At 63.9% G+C, this 20,456-nt stretch carries 18 protein-coding genes, 1 pseudogene and 2 CRISPR repeat arrays (1 of these 21 cut by a window edge); of the genes and pseudogenes, 9 read left to right on the top strand and 10 right to left on the bottom strand.

The annotated features are described in order from the left end of the window. Positions 1-612 precede the first annotated feature (612 nt). Positions 613-1,644 carry a hypothetical protein gene (locus ACFK0J_RS17135; RefSeq protein WP_378741388.1) on the top strand — a complete coding sequence of 344 codons (1,032 nt, stop codon included), beginning with the start codon at positions 613-615 and terminating at the stop codon, positions 1,642-1,644. Here the strand turns inward: ACFK0J_RS17135 and ACFK0J_RS17130 are convergent. Further along, positions 1,618-2,172 carry an NUDIX hydrolase gene (locus tag ACFK0J_RS17130; protein ID WP_378741386.1) on the bottom strand — a complete coding sequence of 185 codons (555 nt, stop codon included), beginning with the start codon at positions 2,170-2,172 and terminating at the stop codon, positions 1,618-1,620. The two genes, ACFK0J_RS17135 and ACFK0J_RS17130, sit on opposite strands and share 27 nt — an antisense overlap. Before the next feature lie 581 nt (positions 2,173-2,753). Between ACFK0J_RS17130 and ACFK0J_RS17125 the strand changes: the two genes are divergently transcribed. Both ACFK0J_RS17125 and ACFK0J_RS17120 read left to right on the top strand, forming a co-directional pair. Then, complete coding sequence (locus tag ACFK0J_RS17125; protein WP_378741384.1) at positions 2,754-3,248, top strand: hypothetical protein; 495 nt, start codon at positions 2,754-2,756, stop codon at positions 3,246-3,248. Between the two features lie 108 nt (positions 3,249-3,356). Further along, entirely contained in the window at positions 3,357-3,878 is a 522-nt protein-coding gene (locus ACFK0J_RS17120; RefSeq protein WP_378741382.1) for a hypothetical protein, read from the top strand. Here the strand turns inward: ACFK0J_RS17120 and ACFK0J_RS17115 are convergent. Then, positions 3,875-4,090, bottom strand: coding sequence for a hypothetical protein (locus tag ACFK0J_RS17115; RefSeq protein WP_378743423.1), 216 nt, complete (start codon positions 4,088-4,090; stop codon positions 3,875-3,877). The two genes, ACFK0J_RS17120 and ACFK0J_RS17115, sit on opposite strands and share 4 nt — an antisense overlap. On the opposite strand from ACFK0J_RS17115, the gene ACFK0J_RS17110 reads away from it, so the two are divergent. The 6 genes from ACFK0J_RS17110 (at position 4,004) to ACFK0J_RS17085 (ending at position 8,694) form a co-directional block, all read left to right on the top strand. Then, positions 4,004-4,237 carry a histidine phosphatase family protein gene (locus ACFK0J_RS17110; RefSeq protein ID WP_378742875.1) on the top strand — a complete coding sequence of 78 codons (234 nt, stop codon included), beginning with the start codon at positions 4,004-4,006 and terminating at the stop codon, positions 4,235-4,237. The genes ACFK0J_RS17115 and ACFK0J_RS17110 overlap by 87 nt on opposite strands. Positions 4,238-4,689: 452 nt before the next feature. Further along, positions 4,690-5,208 carry a hypothetical protein gene (locus ACFK0J_RS17105; protein ID WP_378741380.1) on the top strand — a complete coding sequence of 173 codons (519 nt, stop codon included), beginning with the start codon at positions 4,690-4,692 and terminating at the stop codon, positions 5,206-5,208. A gap of 350 nt (positions 5,209-5,558) precedes the next feature. After that, positions 5,559-6,485: a nucleoside hydrolase gene (locus tag ACFK0J_RS17100; protein ID WP_378741378.1), complete on the top strand. Its 927-nt coding sequence runs from the start codon at positions 5,559-5,561 to the stop codon at positions 6,483-6,485. After that, complete coding sequence (locus ACFK0J_RS17095) at positions 6,482-6,808, top strand: hypothetical protein (RefSeq protein WP_378741376.1); 327 nt, start codon at positions 6,482-6,484, stop codon at positions 6,806-6,808. Before ACFK0J_RS17100 ends, ACFK0J_RS17095 begins: the two co-directional genes overlap by 4 nt. A gap of 433 nt (positions 6,809-7,241) precedes the next feature. Beyond that, a complete protein-coding gene (locus ACFK0J_RS17090; RefSeq protein ID WP_378741374.1) occupies positions 7,242-7,394 on the top strand; it encodes a hypothetical protein in 153 nt (50 codons plus the stop codon). 265 nt (positions 7,395-7,659) lie between these two features. After that, on the top strand, positions 7,660-8,694 hold the full coding sequence (locus ACFK0J_RS17085) for a hypothetical protein (RefSeq protein ID WP_378741372.1): 1,035 nt from the start codon (positions 7,660-7,662) through the stop codon (positions 8,692-8,694). A 107-nt stretch (positions 8,695-8,801) separates the two neighbouring features. Next, positions 8,802-9,744: a CRISPR direct-repeat array (repeat unit 23 nt; unit sequence ATCCCCGCGTGCGCGGGGAGCAC). Between the two features lie 87 nt (positions 9,745-9,831). On the opposite strand, the pseudogene cas2e reads toward ACFK0J_RS17085, so the two are convergent. The 8 genes and pseudogenes from cas2e to cas3 all read right to left on the bottom strand — a co-directional run bounded on the left by cas2e (position 9,832) and on the right by cas3 (position 19,459). Next, positions 9,832-10,283, bottom strand: a pseudogene (gene cas2e, locus ACFK0J_RS17080) (type I-E CRISPR-associated endoribonuclease Cas2e). After that, positions 10,226-11,176: a type I-E CRISPR-associated endonuclease Cas1e gene (cas1e, locus tag ACFK0J_RS17075; RefSeq protein WP_378741370.1), complete on the bottom strand. Its 951-nt coding sequence runs from the start codon at positions 11,174-11,176 to the stop codon at positions 10,226-10,228. Before cas1e ends, cas2e begins: the two are co-directional and overlap by 58 nt. Next, on the bottom strand, positions 11,173-11,865 hold the full coding sequence (gene cas6e, locus ACFK0J_RS17070; protein WP_378741368.1) for a type I-E CRISPR-associated protein Cas6/Cse3/CasE: 693 nt from the start codon (positions 11,863-11,865) through the stop codon (positions 11,173-11,175). The genes cas1e and cas6e overlap by 4 nt, the downstream gene beginning before the upstream one ends. Positions 11,866-11,867: 2 nt before the next feature. Continuing rightward, positions 11,868-12,593 (bottom strand): type I-E CRISPR-associated protein Cas5/CasD, encoded by a 726-nt coding sequence (cas5e, locus tag ACFK0J_RS17065; protein ID WP_378741366.1) that lies wholly within the window; start codon positions 12,591-12,593, stop codon positions 11,868-11,870. Beyond that, positions 12,590-13,711, bottom strand: coding sequence for a type I-E CRISPR-associated protein Cas7/Cse4/CasC (cas7e, locus tag ACFK0J_RS17060; protein WP_378741364.1), 1,122 nt, complete (start codon positions 13,709-13,711; stop codon positions 12,590-12,592). Before cas7e ends, cas5e begins: the two co-directional genes overlap by 4 nt. A gap of 22 nt (positions 13,712-13,733) precedes the next feature. Further along, on the bottom strand, positions 13,734-14,387 hold the full coding sequence (gene casB, locus ACFK0J_RS17055) for a type I-E CRISPR-associated protein Cse2/CasB (protein WP_378741362.1): 654 nt from the start codon (positions 14,385-14,387) through the stop codon (positions 13,734-13,736). After that, positions 14,384-16,042, bottom strand: a complete 1,659-nt coding sequence (gene casA, locus ACFK0J_RS17050; RefSeq protein ID WP_378741359.1) for a type I-E CRISPR-associated protein Cse1/CasA — start codon at positions 16,040-16,042, stop codon at positions 14,384-14,386. The genes casB and casA overlap by 4 nt, the downstream gene beginning before the upstream one ends. Before the next feature lie 576 nt (positions 16,043-16,618). Continuing rightward, positions 16,619-19,459 (bottom strand): CRISPR-associated helicase Cas3', encoded by a 2,841-nt coding sequence (gene cas3, locus ACFK0J_RS17045; protein ID WP_378741356.1) that lies wholly within the window; start codon positions 19,457-19,459, stop codon positions 16,619-16,621. Between the two features lie 261 nt (positions 19,460-19,720). Next, a CRISPR array of direct repeats spans positions 19,721-20,456; the repeat unit is 28 nt; unit sequence GGTTCATCCCCGCGTGCGCGGGGAGCAC; it runs 459 nt beyond the window's last position.

The raw sequence follows: 20,456 nt of genomic DNA, 5'->3' as shown, positions 1-20,456 counted from the left end.
CAGCTCGACTCCGGTCGGCGGGCTGGTCCAGCACTGAACCGCTGGGCCTCGCTGGTGCCAGTGACACGTCTCCGTCGAGTGACACTCGTTGTGGATCTTGAAGGGTGGTTGACTTGGGATACGCCGCCCCAAAAACCCTGCCAGGAGCCGAGGCGGCGGCCCATCTCATTGCTGGATGCAGGAGAAACCTGGATCCAGCTAGTCAATAAACCGATCCGCGGCCTTCTGGATGTCTTGCGCTTCAATGTCGAGTGGATCCCGCACTTGTCGGTAACGGCCTTTGGCTGCGGCCCTCGTCCGCCGAACAGGAGTCGGCAGCATGACTTCTGATCCGAGGCCCGGCATGTGCGCGAGAAGTGGGGCGAGTCGTGTCGATAACGGTTCGGCCAAGCAGACCCCACGGGAAGATTGCTGTTCTACGGTCGGCCTACCGGAGGTCGGCGCGGCTTCAATGAACTGTTTGCCCGGGTTCTCACCTGCCTCCCAGTCCGCAAACGAAGCTATTGTTGCTATCGAAACCGACCGCTAGAGCCAGGAAAGGGAGGGTGGGGGATCGACGGCGGCCTGATCCGTGCGGCACGTGAGGCCAGGGGCTGGTCACAGACCCGGCTGATGGCTGCGCTGCGTGAACGCGCTGAGATCGACAATGTCCCCATCATGAACACCACCAGTCTGCGGATTGCCTTGTCGCGCTGGGAAAACAATCATCACCGACCGGACGAAGTGCACACAGAATTGCTGTGCCGCGTCCTGGAGCTGACGCCCTCGCCTGCACCTGCCGGTTCGGTGAGCCCAGCACTGGACGATTCGCCCGACGACTCTCTATACGGGGTGCTGGCGCATCACACGAACAGCCTGCGGTTACTCGACCGCTGGCTGGGCGCACCAGTGGTGCGAATGCAGACGGCAAGTCACGTCGCTTCATTAGAGCAGTTGTGGCACAACCGATCCGGCGTCGACCAGCTCAGTGTGGCCCGTGCTCAGGCTGACGCCGCTTCGCTGGTGGCCTGGCAGGACCTTGACCTGGGCGACCACGATCGGTCGGCCGATCATTACCGTTTGGCGCGAGTCGCGGCCTCGCGGGCCGGAAGCGCGACCCTGCTGGCACACGCCGTGGGCGAGCACGCGGTGATGCTCGCCGAAACAGGCTATGCGGACGTCGCCTACATCCAGGTGCGCAAAGCCGAGGGCTTTCCTGGGCTGCCACCGCTGCTGCGGTCATGGATGGCTGCCACTCGCGCACAAGTCGCCGCTGCGCTCACAGGTGAACAGGATGCTGTCCTGTCTGGCTTGCGGCTCGCGGAAACCGCTCTGGCGCAGGCGACTTGCGGTGACGAGGCTGATCTTCCGTATGTGTTTCTCGATCCCGTACATCTGGCACGCTGGCAAGGCCACATCTTGATCAAGGTCGGCGACCCGGCTGGACGTCAACTGACCCTGGATGCGTTGGATCATCTGCCCGAGGACTTCGTACGGGCCCGCTGCGCACAGCGCTTGGATCTTGCGGAGGACGCACTCAGGCGGCGCGAACTCGAGCCAGCCGAGGAGATGCTGACAAGCGTCGCAGCTCAAATCGAGACCCTTGGCTCAGCGCGGCTCGGTAAACGTCACACTCAACTACGGCGACTGCTGAATTGTGTGTAGCGCCAAGAGCAAGCCGACACCAGTTCCAGCGCCGAGCAGCTGCCCACCAGCAAGAAGTTCCGGCGCATCAGTCACCGGCACCCATTCCAGAACACCTTCCTCTTCCGAATCGCTCGGTTCGGCCACTTGGCGAGGATTGCGCGTCAGGAAGACGTAGTGCTTGGTCTGAATGAGACCGGGCATCGGTTCCAACGTCGCCTTAAGCTCGAGCGGCCCCGTCGGCTCAAATCCAGTCTCTTCCAGTAACTCCCGGCGTGCGCACTGTTCCGGGCTCTCGTCGGGCTCGATGATGCCTCCCGGCGTCTCGAGACCCACTTGTTCCACAATCCAGCGGTGGCGGCGGATCATAAGCACGCGATTCTGATCGTCGAGGGCAGTGACCAGCGCCACCGAACCCAGGTGGATCGAATGGTGCGAGCGGTGGACGCCGTCCGGGGCGGTGATGTCGTTCATTGTCACGGTCAGCCAAGGGCGAGCTTCATAGACCGTGCGCTGGGCGTGCACAACGGTGGGCGCTGGATCAGCCATGCCGCTGACGCTACCAATCTACGAGGCTCTATTCGCTCCGGTTAACCCGCGTTAACCCGTGCTACGGGTTGCTACGTTCCCAACTCTGGCGCAGTCGACAACTCTAAAGACCGGTACCCGGTACCGAACCGACGCCGCACTCCCTGCCCGCGGCACAGCGGCCCCTGGTGGTTAGGCCCGGTGGGGAGAGCCTCGGTGCCGGGTGCCGCGCGAACCGCTTGCTGCTCTTAGCCAGAAACGGAGTTCCCCAATGGCGCTTGCGATGTACCACAGCATTGCCACTAATGACGAAACTACTCATCAGGCACCTTCGGTGCCGTTCACTGTCGACCAAGCCCAGGCCGTGATGCGCTACCACGTGGCATGCCGAGCCAAGCGCTGCCCTCGCAAGGCAGCTGCGCTCGACAGTCTGATTGCGGCTGGCAGGCTGGTGCTGTCCACGAGCAAGCCACGGTGAGTGGGCAATGCCTGTCATTCCAGCCAGCGACGCACCGGACGATCGTCCGGGCCACGCCCTCAGCCACGACTGCGACAGCCCGATTCCGGAATGGGCACCGGCGGCACGACTGCCGTCCTCGGAGATGTTCCTGGCGACGTTCGCCGGGATGCAGCCGATCGCAGGGGGCGACATCCTCGGCCCAGCCTTCGATCTGGTGGCCTGTCAGCGCGACGAACGGCTGGCCGACGCGATCCTCACCGACCAGACATCGTCGCTCGATGAACTGAGAGCAGCTGGCAAAAGCCTTAACTCGGCCCGGACCGACATCAGCATGCTGATCACGCTGATTGACGAGGCCGTACAGGAGCGGCTGCAGCAGCGCCGCCACGATCACCGCGCCACACCGATACCGTCGGTCGTGGCGGACCCCCCATCACACGTGCCGCTACATACCGAATCGGTCGGGGATATCGCGGCCCGTATGGCAGAGCTGTGGGAGATCCTGTACACCACGGACTCGGATCGGGACAACCACCCCGAAGCCGAGTTGCTCGCGCAATTGTGCGACGGCTATGACACCCTCATCGCCGACATCGAATCCGGTCGGCGACTACCACCCGGCTGTGATGGCCGATGACGCCGCTTCGCACACCCCGCCGCATCCGCCACCTTCACATTGAAGCCGACGCGCTGAGACCCTGCAGCCCGGGGCACATAAGTCTCTTCAAACCAACGTGGTGATGTCATGAGGCAGACCGCACTGGCCACCGTCTCCACAGACGCGCTGCCGTCGCGGCATCTATTGCTGAGCGCTATCTCCGGCCGCCTCACCAACGCACCGGAGCTGCTCGACCACGCGCGGGAGTTGGCTGACCTGCACGCCTCGCTCATCCCGGCGATCGTGGATCCGCACGTCCGAGACAAGACGGCGGACACGGCATTCGCCGAGATCGTCGCGCGGCAGGCTCAGATCGACAGCTGGGCGGTCTTCCATCTGCCACGCCATCCCGGTGCGACCTTCCACACCCAGTCCCTCGGCGAAGTGCTCAACCACGTCGCCCGAATCTACGCCCACGTGTGGTGGTCGATACGCCACACCGATGACGAAGAACAGCAGCACGACGCATGGTTGCACCTCGGCGAGGTCATGCGGGGATACGCCGACCTCCGCGACGCGGTCCTCGCCCGCCGAACCCAGCTGCCTCTCGGCTGGACCGGTGTAGCCCCGCGACTTCCCAGCCAACCCCGAATGCACACCAACACCTAGGAAGGATGCAGCGCAAAGACATGGGTACGAATCCGTTGATCCAGGTCGATGATCTCGGCGCCGAGTCCAGCACACGTTTGAGTTTCATCCGCCATGCCCAGTCGATTTCCAATGTCGAGCGGACGATCAGGGGCGAGGCCACCTGCAAGGGCTTGACCGACCTCGGGCGCGGCCAAGCCGAATCCCTCGCATGGCGACTCGGCATCGATCATCACGACGACCCGATCACCCACGTGTATTCGACCCCACTGACACGAGTGGTCCAGACTGCTGAGCCGGTCGCACAAACGCTGGGGCTACGACGCGAGCCATCTGCCACGGACGCAGCGGGTACACGTAGTCGGCCACTCGATGAGTAGTGACCAGATCGACCACCAGGCCCGGAGTGTGGAAGGCGGCGGGTGGGAGGTCAGCTTCTTGCCCGGGATGACTCTTACCGCGGCTCAAGCTGTCCTTGCCTTGAGGGCGGCCGAGGAGCTCGAGGCGCTGGGACGGTATGCGCAGATCCTTGGCCTGACGACGCTGGAAGTGGTCGGCATGGCGACAGAGCCATGCATATGGCAAAACCATCAACTCGCTGCGCCTGCCCGATCGAGCACTCGCCGTGGGATGCGAGCCGTTCGATGACGCGCGACTGGGTGCTGCTGCATGGCAAGCGGGTTCAGGTGCGCGGCAGGCGGATTCAAGGCTTCATGACCGGTGCGGCGGAGGGGCGGCGTGACGCCGCTGAGTGCGTGTGGGAGCCGATCGGGTCGCCTGCGCCGCCGGAAGACCCAGGTGATCAGGGCGCGCCTCATTTGAGGGTGGTGCGGTGATGTTCGAAGACTGCCACACACCGAAGGAAGTGGCTCAGTTCTACCGCAACCGGTACGGGCTGGCGGCGGAGCTGTCCTATCAGCGGGCGTTCGTGCTGACCGATGACACGGTGGGCGCGATCTTGATGCCACCATGGCTGGGCCAGCAGGTGAAAAACAGTTCCAGCGAGGGCATTTCGGCCCCGATCATCCGTCACGGTCAACGGGGCGGTTTCTGGATCTTCCTCGTCGGCAAGCGGCGGGGGCACCTGCGCAACCGCGCGGTGCCTGCGTTGACCCGCCACAACGGGGCGATCCTGCCTCCACGTTCGGCCGTATGGCTGCCGATGACCGATGCCGGACTCGGGTGGACATGGCACTCGCCACCGCGTCTCGGAGCATTCCTTCCTGCGCGTACCGAGGTGCTGCACTTGGCGCTGGTCGTGATCGACCATGCCGAAGCGGCACCGGATCCGTTGCACAACACTGCGATTGCGGTGCGTGACCCGGCGTCGGCGCGGACAGCCCGGCGGTGATCGCGGTGTCGCTGCCTTCTGATGACGAGCTATTTCTGGCGATCCGAGGGCAGTTCGAGGACACCCACTGGCTATGCCAGCTTGCTAATGAACTGGGTCGGCTGCACTGCCGAAAGCTGCTCGGTAAGCCCGCGCGTGCCGAAAGCTGCTGTGAGCGTGTGGAACTGATGCGCGAGGTCGATTTGTGGGTCTCGGAGCGGCTGCCGGTCCCGCACCCCGATTGCGAGCCTGCACACCGAGACCTTGGGGCCGATGGCCGCGGCTGTGTGCCCCCCGTCTTGGTCCCGTGCCGCTTCAGCGCCGAGCTTCCCTCCGAAATCCCAACATCACCATGAAGGAGTGCATCGAAGATGTTCGACGACCCGCCACCGCTGAACGGTCAGCCGTTGAAAGCGGCGTTCACCCGGACGATGTCCGGCTGGCTGGACAGGCTGATGATCCTGGATACCGACCTGTTCTATGACCCCGACGACCTTGCGGCGTTGCTCATTGCCGCCGAGACGGTACCGAATCTCGTTGTGATCACCGCTGATGAGACCCGTGGTCGGCGCGCTCGCCTGGCCCGATACGCACTCGATCAGCTGGGTCGTACCGATGTGCCGGTGATCGCCGGCCTCGATCTCGGTGGCGAGCAGCGGTTCCTGATGGACGACTACCTCGATGGCCTGGAGCCACAGCCCGACGATCTGGTCGACGCGGTGGCACGGATGTGCGCCATGACGACCGGTCCGATCGACTGGGTCGGTATGGGGCCGATGACCAACTACGCCGCTGTCGTGACCGCTGCCCCGGAGTTGGCCGAGCGGTTCGTGCTCTATCAAATGGGCGGTTGGCTCGATCGCTATCGGGACAAGCGGGTGGCCAGCCATAACCTGCGCATCGACACTGTCGCTGCTGGGTTGGGGTTGCGGGTCGCTCACAAGCCACGGCTGATGCTGTCGGATTTCACCAACGTGCGAGAAACCCGTATCACCCCGGACTGGGCGGTGATACGCAGCCTGCGGTCCTCGCCCAACGCGGCGGCACAGTTGCTGGCTGCCAACTTCGAGCTGTGGTTCGCGCGGCGCGGCGGAAGTTGGATGCATGACCCGCTCGCACTCACTCTGCCCCTGCAGCTTCCGTTCGTGACCATGCGCGGTGAGTGGATCCGGATCGAGAAAGACGCCCGGCTCTACCGAGACCTCGACGGTCGCGTGATGGAGGTATCGTGCGCGGTCGACTACCCGGGCTTTATCGATTGGTTCCACGAAACCCTCCTAGCGGGGGCATACCGATGAGGTGGCAACCCTGGCTACACACCCACCCGCGGACCAACTCTCACCACACTCCGGCAGCCGCCGACTCGCGATGCGACACGATCCCGACCGGCGTCGCGGCAGGCCGAGAAGGATACGTCCGGCTGCACGCTGATTGCGGCAGAGCCGAATTCGACGCCGACCACCAGCTGATCCGGGTCGCCTGCCCTGCCGTGTGGTGCGGGGCGGTGTCGGTGGCCGACAACGTGATTCAGGCACACCCGACGCGGGACAACCGAGAGCGCGCGTGGGGCGGATGGCGCATCGTCGACGACAAGGTCGCGGCCGAGAAGGCATTGTCATGAACCCAGCGAGCCCCGACCAAATCGGTACCACAACGAGTTTCGGTAACTGGCTAAGCGATCCCGGTGAACTCACTCGCGACAACGCCATCACTGCGATGAGCCTCCACCGTGACTGCTCACGCCAGTGCCTGCCGCTGCGAAGGGCCGAAGCGACACTCAACGCCGAGTACGACTCGGTGCCCGCTGCCAGCGAGGAGATGACCGACCAGAGCTGGGGCGCTGTGATGTCAGCCCGGCTCCGGGTGGCAATGCGGCTGTCCGAACACCGACCTAGCCTCAGCGAACCGACCTAGCGGTAGCCCTGGCCGTTCACCGACAGTGCAACCTCGCGCGCCACCCCCACTCAGCCGACAAGCAGATTCCTGATCTCCGGCAGGGGATCCGGATTCCCTTGCCCAACAGGGCTTCCCGATAGGATCTCAAGGAGAACATCATGGGCCTTTTGTACAAGAGCATCGCGACGCTGACCTACACGGTCACGGTGATCGTGATCTACAACGCGATCGTCGCCTTCGTACGCCAGCAAGTATTCGCAGAGCTTCGCGGCGCCACCTTTGGCGATGACGAATCCGAGCATCAATTGTGAGCTGGTGAATCGGTACGGCCCGGTCGTCCGGCGCGGACGACCGGGCCGTACCTCGTCAGGTCGCCAGCCAGTACCGGCAGATTCCGTCGCTAGTTCGATCGCGGCAAGCCCGCGCCGTTGGACGGACGCTCTCTCCGGCAAGCCGGGAACCTACCCGTGGCGCGCTGCAAGCTGCAGCCCTCGGTCGCGCGGATGGGCGGAGACCACCGGGGACTCCGCAGGGTCCTGGGTGGTCTCTTCGCGTCTCCTTCAAGCTCTACCGTGTGTGGCCTGCGGGATAGGCCGCGCCGCCAACGAATCCCGACCGATACATCCACGCCGCAGCGACGACGGCCTGTGCGGAGAGTGCCGCGACAACAACGCGCCCCCCATCCCCGACCACGACCCCACCGAGCACATCCGTACCCGCTGCGACCACATCGCCGCCACCCAACCAGCCGACATCATCCGCGGTCTCCTTCGCCGTGATTGGCGCGCCGCACGAACCCTCGCCGAACGACTCGCCATCAGCTCCTGGATCGACAGTCACTCAATCCCAGGCACCCGAACCCCCCAACCGGTCACACCGACCGACCCCATCGCACAGAACCCGCTGATCGTGCACACCGACGCCCAACTCCCGCAACACATCAACGACCTCGAACTACGAATCACCCTGGCAGACAACGACGCAATCCTCTACGGACCGGCACCCCATTACCAGAACAACGACGCCGAATACGACAATGCCGTGCGCCACCACACCGCCCAACAGGCAATACGCAACGCCCGCACCGCCCACGACGAATTCACCGCCGCCACCCGCGCACTCCAAGCGATCACCACCGAGCTCGACACCACCAGCAGAAGCCTCACAACCACCCCCGCCTTCAACCGCGGTGCACGACGCAAACTCCAAACCCGCATCACCGCACTCGCGACGCAACATCAAACCGCGATCCACACTCGCGACTCAGCACGCATCGCTGACCGCGAAGCCCACCGCGACGCCACCCTCCACGCGGGCCCAGCAGACCGCTGGGACCAGATTCTCGCCACTCCACACCACGAACGCACCGATCAATCGTCCTATCAACCCGGCACATCGCACGCCGACGCAGACAGCCGCGACCAGATCATCGACTACCAACATCGCATCAACGAACTACGTACCGAACAACACCGACGAGTCCGACTCACCGCCAGCCAGCAAGTTAGTAAACTCGAACTGCACGCGCCATCAAATGCCGCGAACGACAGCACATTCGAACTTCCTAACGACCCGACCTCAACTCAACAAGACACCGATTTAGGACCTTGAACTCACCGATATCGATGACCCGCGTCCGATCGGCAGACACTGCCCGACTTGGCCGCGACAGGCGACGTCGTCGGGTTCAGTCAGTTGTGACGAAGGTTCTGACCAGACGGATCATCCCCGCGTGCGCAGGGAGCACGCGTCCGGCCAGCGCCGAAACCGCCTGCGCGGCGGATCATCCCCGCGTGCGCGAGGAGCACTGGTACGGCGCTTGCGGTGTTCGGCTGCCATCAGGATCATCCCCGCGTGCGCGGGGAGCAGAGGTAGATAGATCCGGTGGCGAGACGGTCCAACGGATCATCCCCGCGTGCGCGGGGAGCACTGACGGACCATGGCCCCGACCTGCGGCAGGATCGGATCATCCCCGCGTGCGCGGGGAGCACTCCCTCGGCGCGCAGATCGCGCACGAACTCCGCGGATCATCCCCGCATGCGTGGGGAGCGCCCTTCGTGTCGTTGAAGGCGCTGACTATCCGCCGGATCATCCCCGCGTGCGCGGGGAGCACGTCCTCAGCAAGGAAGGCGACCTCGAAGGCAACGGATCATCCCCGCGTGCGCGGGGAGCACCAGATTTAAGGGCAACCGGTAACCCGGTTGCCCGGATCATCCCCGCGTGCGCGGGGGAGCACCGGGGGCACACGGGCGCTTCCGCGTGTGCCCCCGGATCATCCCCGCGTGCGCGGGGAGCACGGGCAACGATCCCCGCTCCCGAGTCCGGGCCGCGGATCATCCCCGCGTGCGCGGGGAGCACGGCAAGACCCGCGCCAAGGCGTGGGTGGAGCGGGGATCATCCCCGCGTGCGCGGGGAGCACCACATCGTCTACGCGCTGAAAGGCGGCGTCGTCGGATCATCCCCGCGTGCGCGGGGAGCACTTCACCGAGAAGGGTGCCGCGTTCGAGCATCTGGGATCATCCCCGCGTGCGCGGGGAGCACGGCACCCACGGCTGAGTGACCGGCACCAACCTCGGATTATCCCCGCGTGCGCGGGGAGCACAACGACAAGATGGTGCGGTTCATCGCGGTCGTCGGAATCCCCGCGTGCGCGGGGAGCACTCTTCTTGACCTGGTGGTTTCTAGTCGCTGATGTTGTTTTTCATTCGGTTTGTTGGGATGTAGGCAAGACAATCCCCCCTCGGACGGTTACTTTGGCTTGAACTTCCGGCGAGCTGCACGTCGACGCCACACGGTTTCGGATTGGTGTTCTGCCTGGTTTGATGTGCGGTCGCTCGCGGCGGGCGGCGCGTGGGTCGCCGGAATATAGTCCGGAACGGTTGTGCGTCGCATGAGCGTCACGCCATCGTGGTCTACGGGAGTCCAATCGTGCCCATGCACCTTGAAGGTGAGCCGTTGTTCGTTGCGTGCGGCACAGGCCATGATCGCTCTGCCCTCGCCGACAAACTCGATGATGCGCTGCCACATGAGTCTCGTACACGCGGCGAGATATTGCCGACGAACACACCGGGACTGATCTCGAGTAGCCATCGAGTGAGGTGTCCACGCAGACCCGGCGGGACGGCGGTGAGGACAACGATCGTCAAAAGTCGTCTCCATATCCCACTCCGCCGGGCACCGGGGCATCTCGGTCGTCCCACAGCGAGATCACCTCGAAGTCGAGTTCCTCGAACTCTGTTGCCTCAAAGCCACTCTCATTGCGAAGTAGCTTCTGGATGTCCCGCGCGCATCGTTCGAGTAGCTTCCCGTAATAAACTGCGTCTCGTACACGCCGACGGGTCACCGCACCGATGTCTTCGGCTCCTTCTGCTGCGACCTCGAATGCGATCGGGATGGTCAGCTCAGCCTTGTACAGGTCTGCAATGTCGTAGACAAAGGAGCGGTGATGGCCTGTGTGGACGAAGCCGAGGGCCGGTGAGCATCCGAGGGCGACGATCACCGAGTGCACGATTGCGTACAGCGCGGAGTTCGCCGCCGACAACGCCTGATTGATCGGCTCACCAGCGTCCCAATCATCAATGTCATAGTTGCGCCGGGTCCATTCGACCCCGGTGCGCTGAGAGTGCTGGCGATACACCTTGCGCACCCGGGCACCTTCCCTACCGCGCAACTGCTGCATGAGTAGTCCGGAGACGTCCTCGCCGGGGAAGCGCATGGCATACATCGCGCGCGCGACCTGCAGGCGTGCGCGGGTGTTGGACACCGCCTGTGCTTGCGCTTCCAGAAGTCGCGAAGATCGGGAGAGCGCGACGCCGTGCGCGTAATAGCGCACACCGCGCTCCCCCACCCACACAACGGTCGACCCGCTATCGGACATCAGCGAGATTGCTTGGTGCGTAATGGTTGTTCCTGGGCCCAGCAGCAATACACCGACCGACGCGGCGGGAATACGTGTGGTGCCGCGTTCGTCGGTAGCGGTGATGGCGTTGCTGTCACGATTGATCACACACTTGTCCAGGTACAGGAATGAGATCCGGTCGGAGATGCGAACCAGCTCTTTGGATGTGGAGGGGCGACGCCCGATGGTGCTCATTGCGGGGTATCTGCCGTGGTCGGATATGCGAGGGTGAGTAGCCCGCACCCATACGATTTGGCGCGCCCGATACCGAAGGTGAGTGAAGTCTTCAGTGCGGCAACGTCGGTGACCTCCAACAAGCCTTCGAAGGTTGCTGTGGAGATAGTGACACGGCCGCCGGGGCTTCGGGGGAATCGCTTAACACTGCGGTCGATGACGGCGAGTTCGACCTCACCGTCGATTGCGTTGTCTGCTTTGCGGGGCAATATCTGGAATCCGAGCCGTGGGGTGCGGTCGAGCAGCCATTGTTCTTGCTGGCGGACGGTGACGTGGCCGAGCGGTTTGGTGTCGGTCCAGCCGTCACGGCGCCCGGACCGCACGGGATTTGCGGTCAGACGGAACTGCCATTGTTGTCCGATGGTCAGTCGGTCGAGCAGGCGGTCGTAGGGTTTGGTGTCCCACGCTTGGGTGGTGGGCCAGCCGGCTTGTTCGACGATGTGGGTGAAATCGGGTTTGTCGGGGCTGGCGACGAACAGGATCACACGGTGGGGTCCGTAGTTGTCGATTCGCCACAGGATTCGGCCTTCGTCGCTGGGTGTGGCGTCGGCGAAGCCGCTGCATACCGCGGCGTGCAGTGCTTGCGGGGACGACAGCAGTAGCCGGGCGCCGCGGCGGCGTGGGTTGATCTGCATCCTGGTCAGGAACATTGCTACGCCTCCAGGACCGACATGGCGTCGTGCTCGGCGACCGGTGCCGTGGTGCCGTGCGGGTTGGCGATTTCCACGGTGCTTCGCACGATGGAGCGCCATTGGTACTGGCGATGGTTCGGGTCGAAACTTACTGGGGCATCATGGATTGCTTCACCGGCTAGTTCACCGTCGGCCGCGTCACGAACCGTTGCCAGGGTGACGACGGTGTCGCGGGTGCGTTTCTGGACTCTGGTGCTGGCCAGCCACGGCCGGGTCATCAGAGCGGTGTCGAGGTCTGTATCGAATACTCCGAGCGCGATCGGTCCCGCGGGTGGGCACGAGCGACGGCCGAGGTAGAGCGGGAACTCGGGGCTACGCACAGCGGCATCGATTGCGGTGACGAGTTCATGCTCCCCCTCGAGCACCGCCAGGTAGGCGGCATCGCAGATGTAGTACCGATATGACAACGGCATGGAGGTCCAGGTTGTGGATCCGTCGCGTTCGCGTTTGGGCCGTTGTGCGGTGTGGAAGTCGCGCACGAGCTGTCCGGGTTGGTCGATACGAACACCGAATCGCAAGCCCAGCAACGTTTCGAGAGGATCGGTTCGACGCAAGCCTTTCGCTGCGGCCACGAGACCGAGTACACCGCTTTTGGTGGGTGCGGTTTCGGTGTCGCGTCGTACGAATTTGCTGCTGGCACCCCAAGATTGCAGGGGTCCGGCCAGGCGCAGGGCGACGACGCTCACTGCTGATCTCCGAGCCTTGCTTCGACCAGCGCCGCGAGCTGGTCTACCAGGTCGGCGAAGCTGACATTGCCACCCAGGTCGTCCAGGGCCGCGGTGTCGGAGCCGAGGCGCGTCACCCAGCCTGCGATCGGGGTTTCGTTGTAGGCGCGTTCGATCTCTCGCGCTTCGTCGCGCAGGGCGTCGGCGGCTCGTTTGACCCGTCCATCGGTGTTGGACTCCCTGATCGGATGTTCGAAGGCGCCGACCAGATTGATCGGCTGGGTATCGCGGACCAGCGCTACGACGGCTTCCGGCAGGGTTCGGTTGGCGAAGGTGTTCTGTTTGCCGGTCGGCATGGAGCGCACGAACGAGGTCACGAATGCCTGGACCGCACGGCGGGTCGCGTCGCGGTCGCCGAGGTTGTCGTTGAGGCGGTTGACGTCGACTGTGGCGTATCGGTACAGGGTTGAGGAGTTGAACTCGACGGTGCCAATCATCGCGGCGCCGGTTTCGTGCTCGCCGATGTGGTCGTCGACGGCGGTGAAGTAGTCGAATTCGGTCTCGACCGGATGGACGCTGATGGCGTGTGCGACCTGGACTGCGGCGTCGACGTTGAGATCGGCTTGGTCGGCGACCATACGACCGAACAACGCGATATCCACTGAGTGGTCACGATCGGCCAAGTCCTTGACCTTGGCTTCTCGCAGCGATGTAGCGATGTCGTCGGTGGCGGCCGCGGCAATAGCAGCTTGGGCCAGCGCCACGATTTGATGCTTGCTGAGGAATACCAGGTATCCGGCCTCGTCGGTGGCGTCCTTTCTCGGTGGCTTGACCTTGATCCCGATCTCGGTCATCACCGCAGTCGCCAGTTCGAGGGATTGCTGCGCCAGACCGGGTGCACGGGAGGCGATTTCGGCACCGAGGAGCTCGACCACCCGCCGTGTGCGCACGCCGAGTTCGGACTGGTCGAGGTGGGCGTCGAAGGCCACGCGGGTCGCGCGTTTCCAGGCTTGGCTCGACACTCGTGCGCGCCGCACTCCACCGTAGATCGCGGTTTTCGGGCTGCCGGTGTCGTCGCGGTTGAGATTGCTCGGTGGCACGGTCTGCAAGATGTGCAGCTCGATCAGGGTTCGGTTCATCAGCTCGGGTCCCTTTCGATGGTCACTGTTGGGCCGGTTCGGGCTCAGAGTCGCTGGGCTGCGGCGTTCTGTAGAACTCACGTCCCCAGGCAAGTCGCACCTGCTGGGCACGAGCCGGGGTGAGCAGGCCGGTGATGTCATCGGCGAGCCGGGCGTAGTCGAATCCCAGTTTGGCCGTGCGCAATTGCGTCACCAGCCCCCGGATGTGTGCCAGCACCTCGTCGATGGACTGGGCGGTAGCAACAGCCATGAATCGACGCGTGACTGCCTCGGCGCTCCGGCCCTCCGATCGCGCCAGCATCCCCACCGCCCGTCCGAAAGACACCTCCGCAACGTGGGCGCGCACAGGCATCGACTGCTGATGCGCGGCGAATAACGTCAGCGCCGAGTGCGCGGCCTGCTCTGCGATACTCGGTTCCAGATCATCGAATCCATCCTCACCGCGCAGCGACGCGGGCACCGCGGCAATGGTCGAGTCCCAGATCTCGGGGACACTGCCCGCCGACTTACCCAAGCCTCGACGCAGCTTGGCCAGCTCCGCGCGGGCGAGCGACGATCGGCGTAGGTAGTCCTCCTGCAATCGGTTCAGTCGCCAATCCAGGGCCTGCCCCAGAGGGCCTAGGCGGTGGTGAGCCGGTTTCAAAGTTGCTTGTGCTTCATTCTCGATTGTGCTCACGCCACCACCATCTCCTCTGGCGTCGGGTCATCAGGCCGGGTATCGGTGAGGGGTAACGCTTTTCGTAACGCGGATCTGAACCACAACTCAGCTCGGGACACATTGAGTAGTTGCCCTCGGACCTCCCGGCCGACCCAGGCAGCAGGCGAGGCAGCCGAAACCAGTTCCGCGACAACAGGGTACGTCGCCGAACGGACCGTGCATTGCCACCGTGCCCGCGCTTCACCCAAATCGGCACCGGGCATCAGCGAGGCCAACCACTGCCGGTAACGGCCATCCAGCGCCGCATACAACCGCTCCCGAGCCCGGTCACCAGCACCGGACTTCGGTGCAGCACCGGCGGCCTGGGCGATGTTCTCAGCGAAACTCCACACCGCAAACGCCGCATGCTCGGCATCGTCGACAGCATTCGTCGCTGTCTGGCCAGCGGCCGGCTTGTCCTGGCGCAACAAGATCACCGGCATCGGCAGCAAATCCTCGACGATCTCGGCGAACGTGGCACTCTGTGCACCGTATTCAGCACCCACAATCCGCACACGCGGCGTATACCGTTCCGGCAACAGGTCTTTGGATCCGAGGTCGCCTATCCACTGCAGAATCCCCGGCGCAAGTCGCGGCTGCGGGTCGGCGCCACGGCTGCTGCCGCGACCGGAGACCGTCGGTAGCATCGCGCCGATACCGCGCCATACCGAACGCTCCGGATCATGGGTCAACGGCATGTAGACGACAGTCTTGTGTTTCTTCGATTGTGGGTCGCTGTAGCGCCAGCAGGTGTGCGGGTCCATGTCGTGACGGTTGTGCGGCACGATCCTGTCGCCGTTGGCCAGTACGACCCCCGTTACCCCGGTTCGGTCGCCCACCAGTCGGATTCGACGTGTCTGCCACGTATAGAGATCGATTGCCCCGCGAGGCGGTCGTTCCTTCCACGCCGCCGAATCGGGGTCACGCTCCCATGGCGGAATGTCGTGAATCCCGCCGATGTTGACATACGGGTTGTCCTCGTAGGCAACGAGATTCAGCAACAGGGTTGCTCGCAGATCTTCTCCCTGTGGCAGCACTCCCCCGATCTGTCCCGACCAGCCCGTGCCGATCGGATACCCCTTGCCGTTCTTGACGGTGCCATCGCCAACCGCACCGGACTTGATCCCCGACGGGTCGAACGCGTGCGCGTGCACCAACCAGCGCGCCGCCTCCGACGCCTCGATCCGACGAAGACTCCCCGCTGACCGAGTGGTGAAGAACGGCTGCCCGTTCGGCACGTCCGCGACTATCTTCTCCAGCCCCGACACTTCGTGCTTCGCTGTCTGCAAACCCGCGACCTGGAAGAACGGCGCCTCGGCGCCGAACAGGTCGAACCGGTGCCGCACCGGATCGACATAGGCCCGAATACGATCCAGCGGCAACCCATCCGAGACCCACAGATCGGCCCACTGATCCGCACCCGACGGCCCGTCGATCGCACGATGAATGATCGCCAGCAGCAGACGCGTGATCGCGAAACCTTGGGTTGGCACCTCCCCGCCGATGGTCGTCAAATCCTGTGCCTGCTTTAGCAATTCGAGGATCGATAGCTCCCGCTCGCGGCCGTCGCGACCGAGTGCGACGATCCAAGGCTCATCAAGCAGACTGAAGCGGTATTTGTCGTATTTGTTCATTCATGTTCCCACTTCCACATCGTTTCCGAGCAGGACGTCGTCTTCTAGTCGACCAATCGATCTAGAATGCTCACGGATGCGAAGGTGACGACTATCTTTGCGGAAGCTCCAAGACCGATGATGCTGAGAATCGCAGTCGTGCCGGTCGCGGTAGCGGGCAGCATCACCCATGTTCGGAATCCAACAGCTAGCCCTGCACCCATCCCAACCATCTCCGCTAGCACGAAGATCAGCAGTGTTCGTACCGTCAGCAGTCGACTAGGACCCCGCGACGACTGACTGAGAGCCGGAATCGGTAAACTCATCTTGTCTTCCCTCTCGCTACTTGACGTTGCATGGGAAGAAGGTCGGCTCCCGTTGCAGCGGGAGCCGACCATTTTGTGGTCGGCGGGCCGCCCCTCTCCTGGCCCGCCGTAAGTTCTCTCGACGTGCCGACCCCGTGCGATACGGGGAACATGCGTTACCAGACGCCGAACTACGTTGTCGGCCTGGATCATCCCGGCATACCTCGGGAACCGAGCGGCGCAGATAACACCGCAGGACGGTACTCGGGCAAAGATTGAGATGCAAGGGCCGTCAACGCACTTCATGACCGTCATGATCGCGAATCTCTAAGCCAATATCAGGGGTGTAGTGCACCGTTCGGCCGACGATCTCGCCGTAACCGTCCTGATCCAGCAGCAAGACCGGCAGCCGGTAGATGAGGGGCGAGAATTCCCATTCTTCGGGGGTCGCGGCCCACAGTTCGGCCTCTGCCTGCTCGTTGCTGAACTCGAGCGGCAGACGCAGTGAGCAGGTAGCGATGATGTGGGCCAGCTGATCCGAAGGCGTCGATTCCCGGGGCACGCGACGGTGGCTGTGGTCGTCGGGCAGCCATGACGGTGTGAACCACTCGCCGTCAGCGTCTTGCTCGATCACGACCACTTCGAGGCTGGGTGCGCCGTCGCGGACCTGTCCTTGCCCATGCGAATCGTCCTCGGTTTCACCAACATTGGCCGCGACCCAGCCGACGATCGAGTTTCCCGGCCGCGCAGGCTCTTTCAGCTGAAACTTCTCTGCATTCGCCGTACGAGCCGCACAACGGTCCACCCAATGCTGCCGTGCCCGGGCCATGGCGTCCTGCCACGACGCAGGACCCAATTGCTCGAAGCTGTACGCCTGTTGCACGAGCGAAGCGATGTCATCAGGCAGACAGATCTCCTGACCCAGATGCGGCAACACGACCGCCGCCGCGCGAAGCAGTGGATACTCGCCGTAGATACGCCGTGCCGCGGAAGGCTCGAGCTCCGGCGCACCCGCCGTGAATTCCACTCCCGCAATGAACGCGTGAGCGGTGCGAACTTTCGGGGGGCGCTCGGCCTGATCTGCACCGCGCTGATGGCGATGTAGCCGTCCCATGCGCTGCAGGACCAGGTCGATAGGCGCCAGATCGGTGACCAACAGATCGAAGTCGATATCCAGAGACTGCTCCACCACCTGGGACGCGACGACGATATGACGTTGGGGTCTGCACTGTGCACGATCAGCTGGCCCGAATCGATCGAGAAGCTCCGTATCCTTGCGCATCCGGTCCGCGGCGATGAAACGAGCGTGCACCACGGTGATCTCACCAGGGAAGTGACGCTCAAGTGCCGCGGCAGTCGCCAGCACCCTACGCACCGTGTTCCGCACGACAAGCGCACAGCCTCCGCCCGACAGATTTTCACTCAGCAGCGCGATCAACGCGTCCGCATCGTCATCGACCTTCCCGCCAAGAGACCGCACCTGCACCGAGGTGCTGCGGCCCGAAGACTCGATCCGACGGTGCTCGACCGAGTCACTTGTCGTCCACGACAGGATCGGGTAACCCGCGACATCGCTCATGCTGGGCGGAACGGTGCGATGGAAACCTCGTTGATATGCCGCCAACAGCACCTGTCGACGATCGGCTGGCAACGTCGCCGAGAGCGCGATCACCGGAATCCGGTAGGCGCCAAGCCAGGTCAGTACCTTGGTCAGATAGGAATTCATGTAGGCGTCATAGGCATGCACCTCATCGAGCACGACCACCTTGCCGGCCAGCCCGAGGTGGCGAAGCATCAAATGCCGAGACTTCAGCGCCGCGAACAACAGCTGGTCGATGGTGCCCACCGAAAAGTTGGCCAGCTGGGCCTTCTTCCGGCCGGACAACCATGCGTGCGCCGTAACTGCGTGGCGGGCAACGGCTTTGCTCTGCAATCCATCGTCACCACCATGATCGCAGTCGATTTCGGTGTTCCCGATTCGCCCAGCCTGAACGAGGCCTCGGAACAGGCGGTTGAACCGCGCCTTGCCATGGCCGAGAATGATCGATCCCCCTACCTGATGACCGTCGGCTCCCAAACGGTCGAGCCAATCGACGACTCGATGAAACATCGCGTCACTGGTTGCCTGCGTAGGAAGCGCCACCAGCAGCCCGCCTGCCCCCCATCGCCCGGCCATGATCTCCGCGGCGGACAAGGCCGCCTCGGTCTTGCCCTCCCCCATCGGCGCCTCGATGATCAGAAGCCCGGGCTCACTCATCACTCGCGCAATCTCGCACGCGGCGAGCTGCACCGGGCGCACTACCGAGCCCGGCGGCAACGAGAACCTTGTCGCGAAAAGCTTTGGCACCTCATCCGGGATCACTGCTGGCGTCCACGGCACTGGCAGCGCCAGCGCAGCCAACGCACGACCCGACCTTTCAGAGTCGACCACCACCTCCGGCAACACCCCAGCATGGAATGGCAGCAAATCCTCATTACTGGCAATCCAATCCGAAACGATGACGATCCCCGTCACAAGGACTTGGAACCGCACCGACAGCCTCAGCGCACGCCAACCATCCAAGTACTCCAGCACACCTGAGCGTTCTGCCGTGCGACACAACAACTCCCGCTGTACCTGCACCCATGAACCTGCACCGAACAGGTGCGGATAACTGTCGGGCAACGAACGGTCGTCCTCATCGGGTGGCACCCCGTGGTGGCCGCCGAGTATCACCCCCCACGCGACTGCCCAACGTCGAGACCACCCTCGATCCACCAGCCAGCGAATCAGCAAATGATGACCCGCCACCGTATGATGCGCCAGCTGCCGATCAACCAGTTCACGCCGCGTGAGTGGCATATACAGACCACGCTCACGCATCCGCTGAGAAAGCCCCTCATGTTGAATCGCAAACGCAGGCGTGGCTTTTCCAAGATCATGAACCCCTGCCAGGAACCGCACCGCACACCGAGCTGCCAGCCGGTCACCACCAAACTCCGCCGCCAGCAGTTCGACAACACTCGGCGCGAGCCACTGATCGAACAAATGTCCCGCGACATCGGCAGAATCATCCATGTGCTGCCACAACGGCAGCCACGCACCCACATCATTCGGCGACTTCGCCCACACCGAACGAGCAGCCTCACTCAACCCCAAAATCTACCCCCTATCGACAGCGTCCACCTCGAACCTGAAGAGCACCCAACACTCTCGCACCCCCGACCGACAAGTTGGCCTGACCACCGGAATACCCGGAAACCCAACAACTTCCAGCAACGCTACGCCAGCCGAAGCCCCATAGGCGCACTTCCAGCAATCCGCACCAGAATCACCGAATGACCAACCGTCCGGTCCGCCCACACGGGGCCCCGGTCACTGGGAAGCATTACCACCAGCCACACATATCGGACCTGTTTCATCCCGCGCGCACGAGGAGCACCCTGCCACCAGTGACTCGATTAGTGTTGTGCGGTTCATCCCCGCGTGCACGGGGAGCACCGAACACCACCGGCCGGATCACGGCGTGTGGGCGGGTCATCCCCGCATGCGCGGGGAGCACTGGGCAACTCCAGTGCGGCCTCGGTCATGATCTGGGTTCATCCCCGCGTGCGCGGGGAGCACACCCAAATGGCAACCGTGCCCGGCGTGCCAATCGGTTCATCCCCGCGTGCGCGGGGAGCACCGCCCAGGGAGAGGACGAATCCCAGTGACCGGCGGTTCATCCCCGCGTGCGCGGGGAGCACTCTCGCCGAAGTGCTCGCTCGAAGAACTCTCGCGGTTCATCCCCGCGTGCGCGGGGAGCACGGCCAGCGGGCGCAGCCGCACCAGCGGCGCAGCGGTTCATCCCCGCGTGCGCGGGGAGCACTGGCTAACCTCATCGTGCCTGGTGTCCTAACTCGGTCCATCTCCGCGTGCGCGGGGAGCACGCCCCGCTGGTGTGGCTGCTCGGCGCGCACGGCGGAGCGGGAGGTTCATCCCCGCGTGCGCGGGGAGCACCGTGTCGGGGGTCCGGCAGCGCAGGGTGTCGAGGGTTCATCCCCGCGTGCGCGGGGAGCACTCGATGCCCTTGACGTTGGCGTCACGCACCGCCGGTTCATCCCCGCGTGCGCGGGGAGCACGCTGGCGGCGACACGGAGCTGGGCGTCCA

It is taken from the genome of Nocardia brasiliensis, from assembly GCF_042691675.1.
Taxonomy (GTDB): Bacteria; Actinomycetota; Actinomycetes; order Mycobacteriales; family Mycobacteriaceae; genus Nocardia; species Nocardia brasiliensis_D.
The sequence above is the reverse complement of the archived record's forward strand: the minus strand, read 5'-3'. Positions and strand labels throughout refer to the sequence as shown.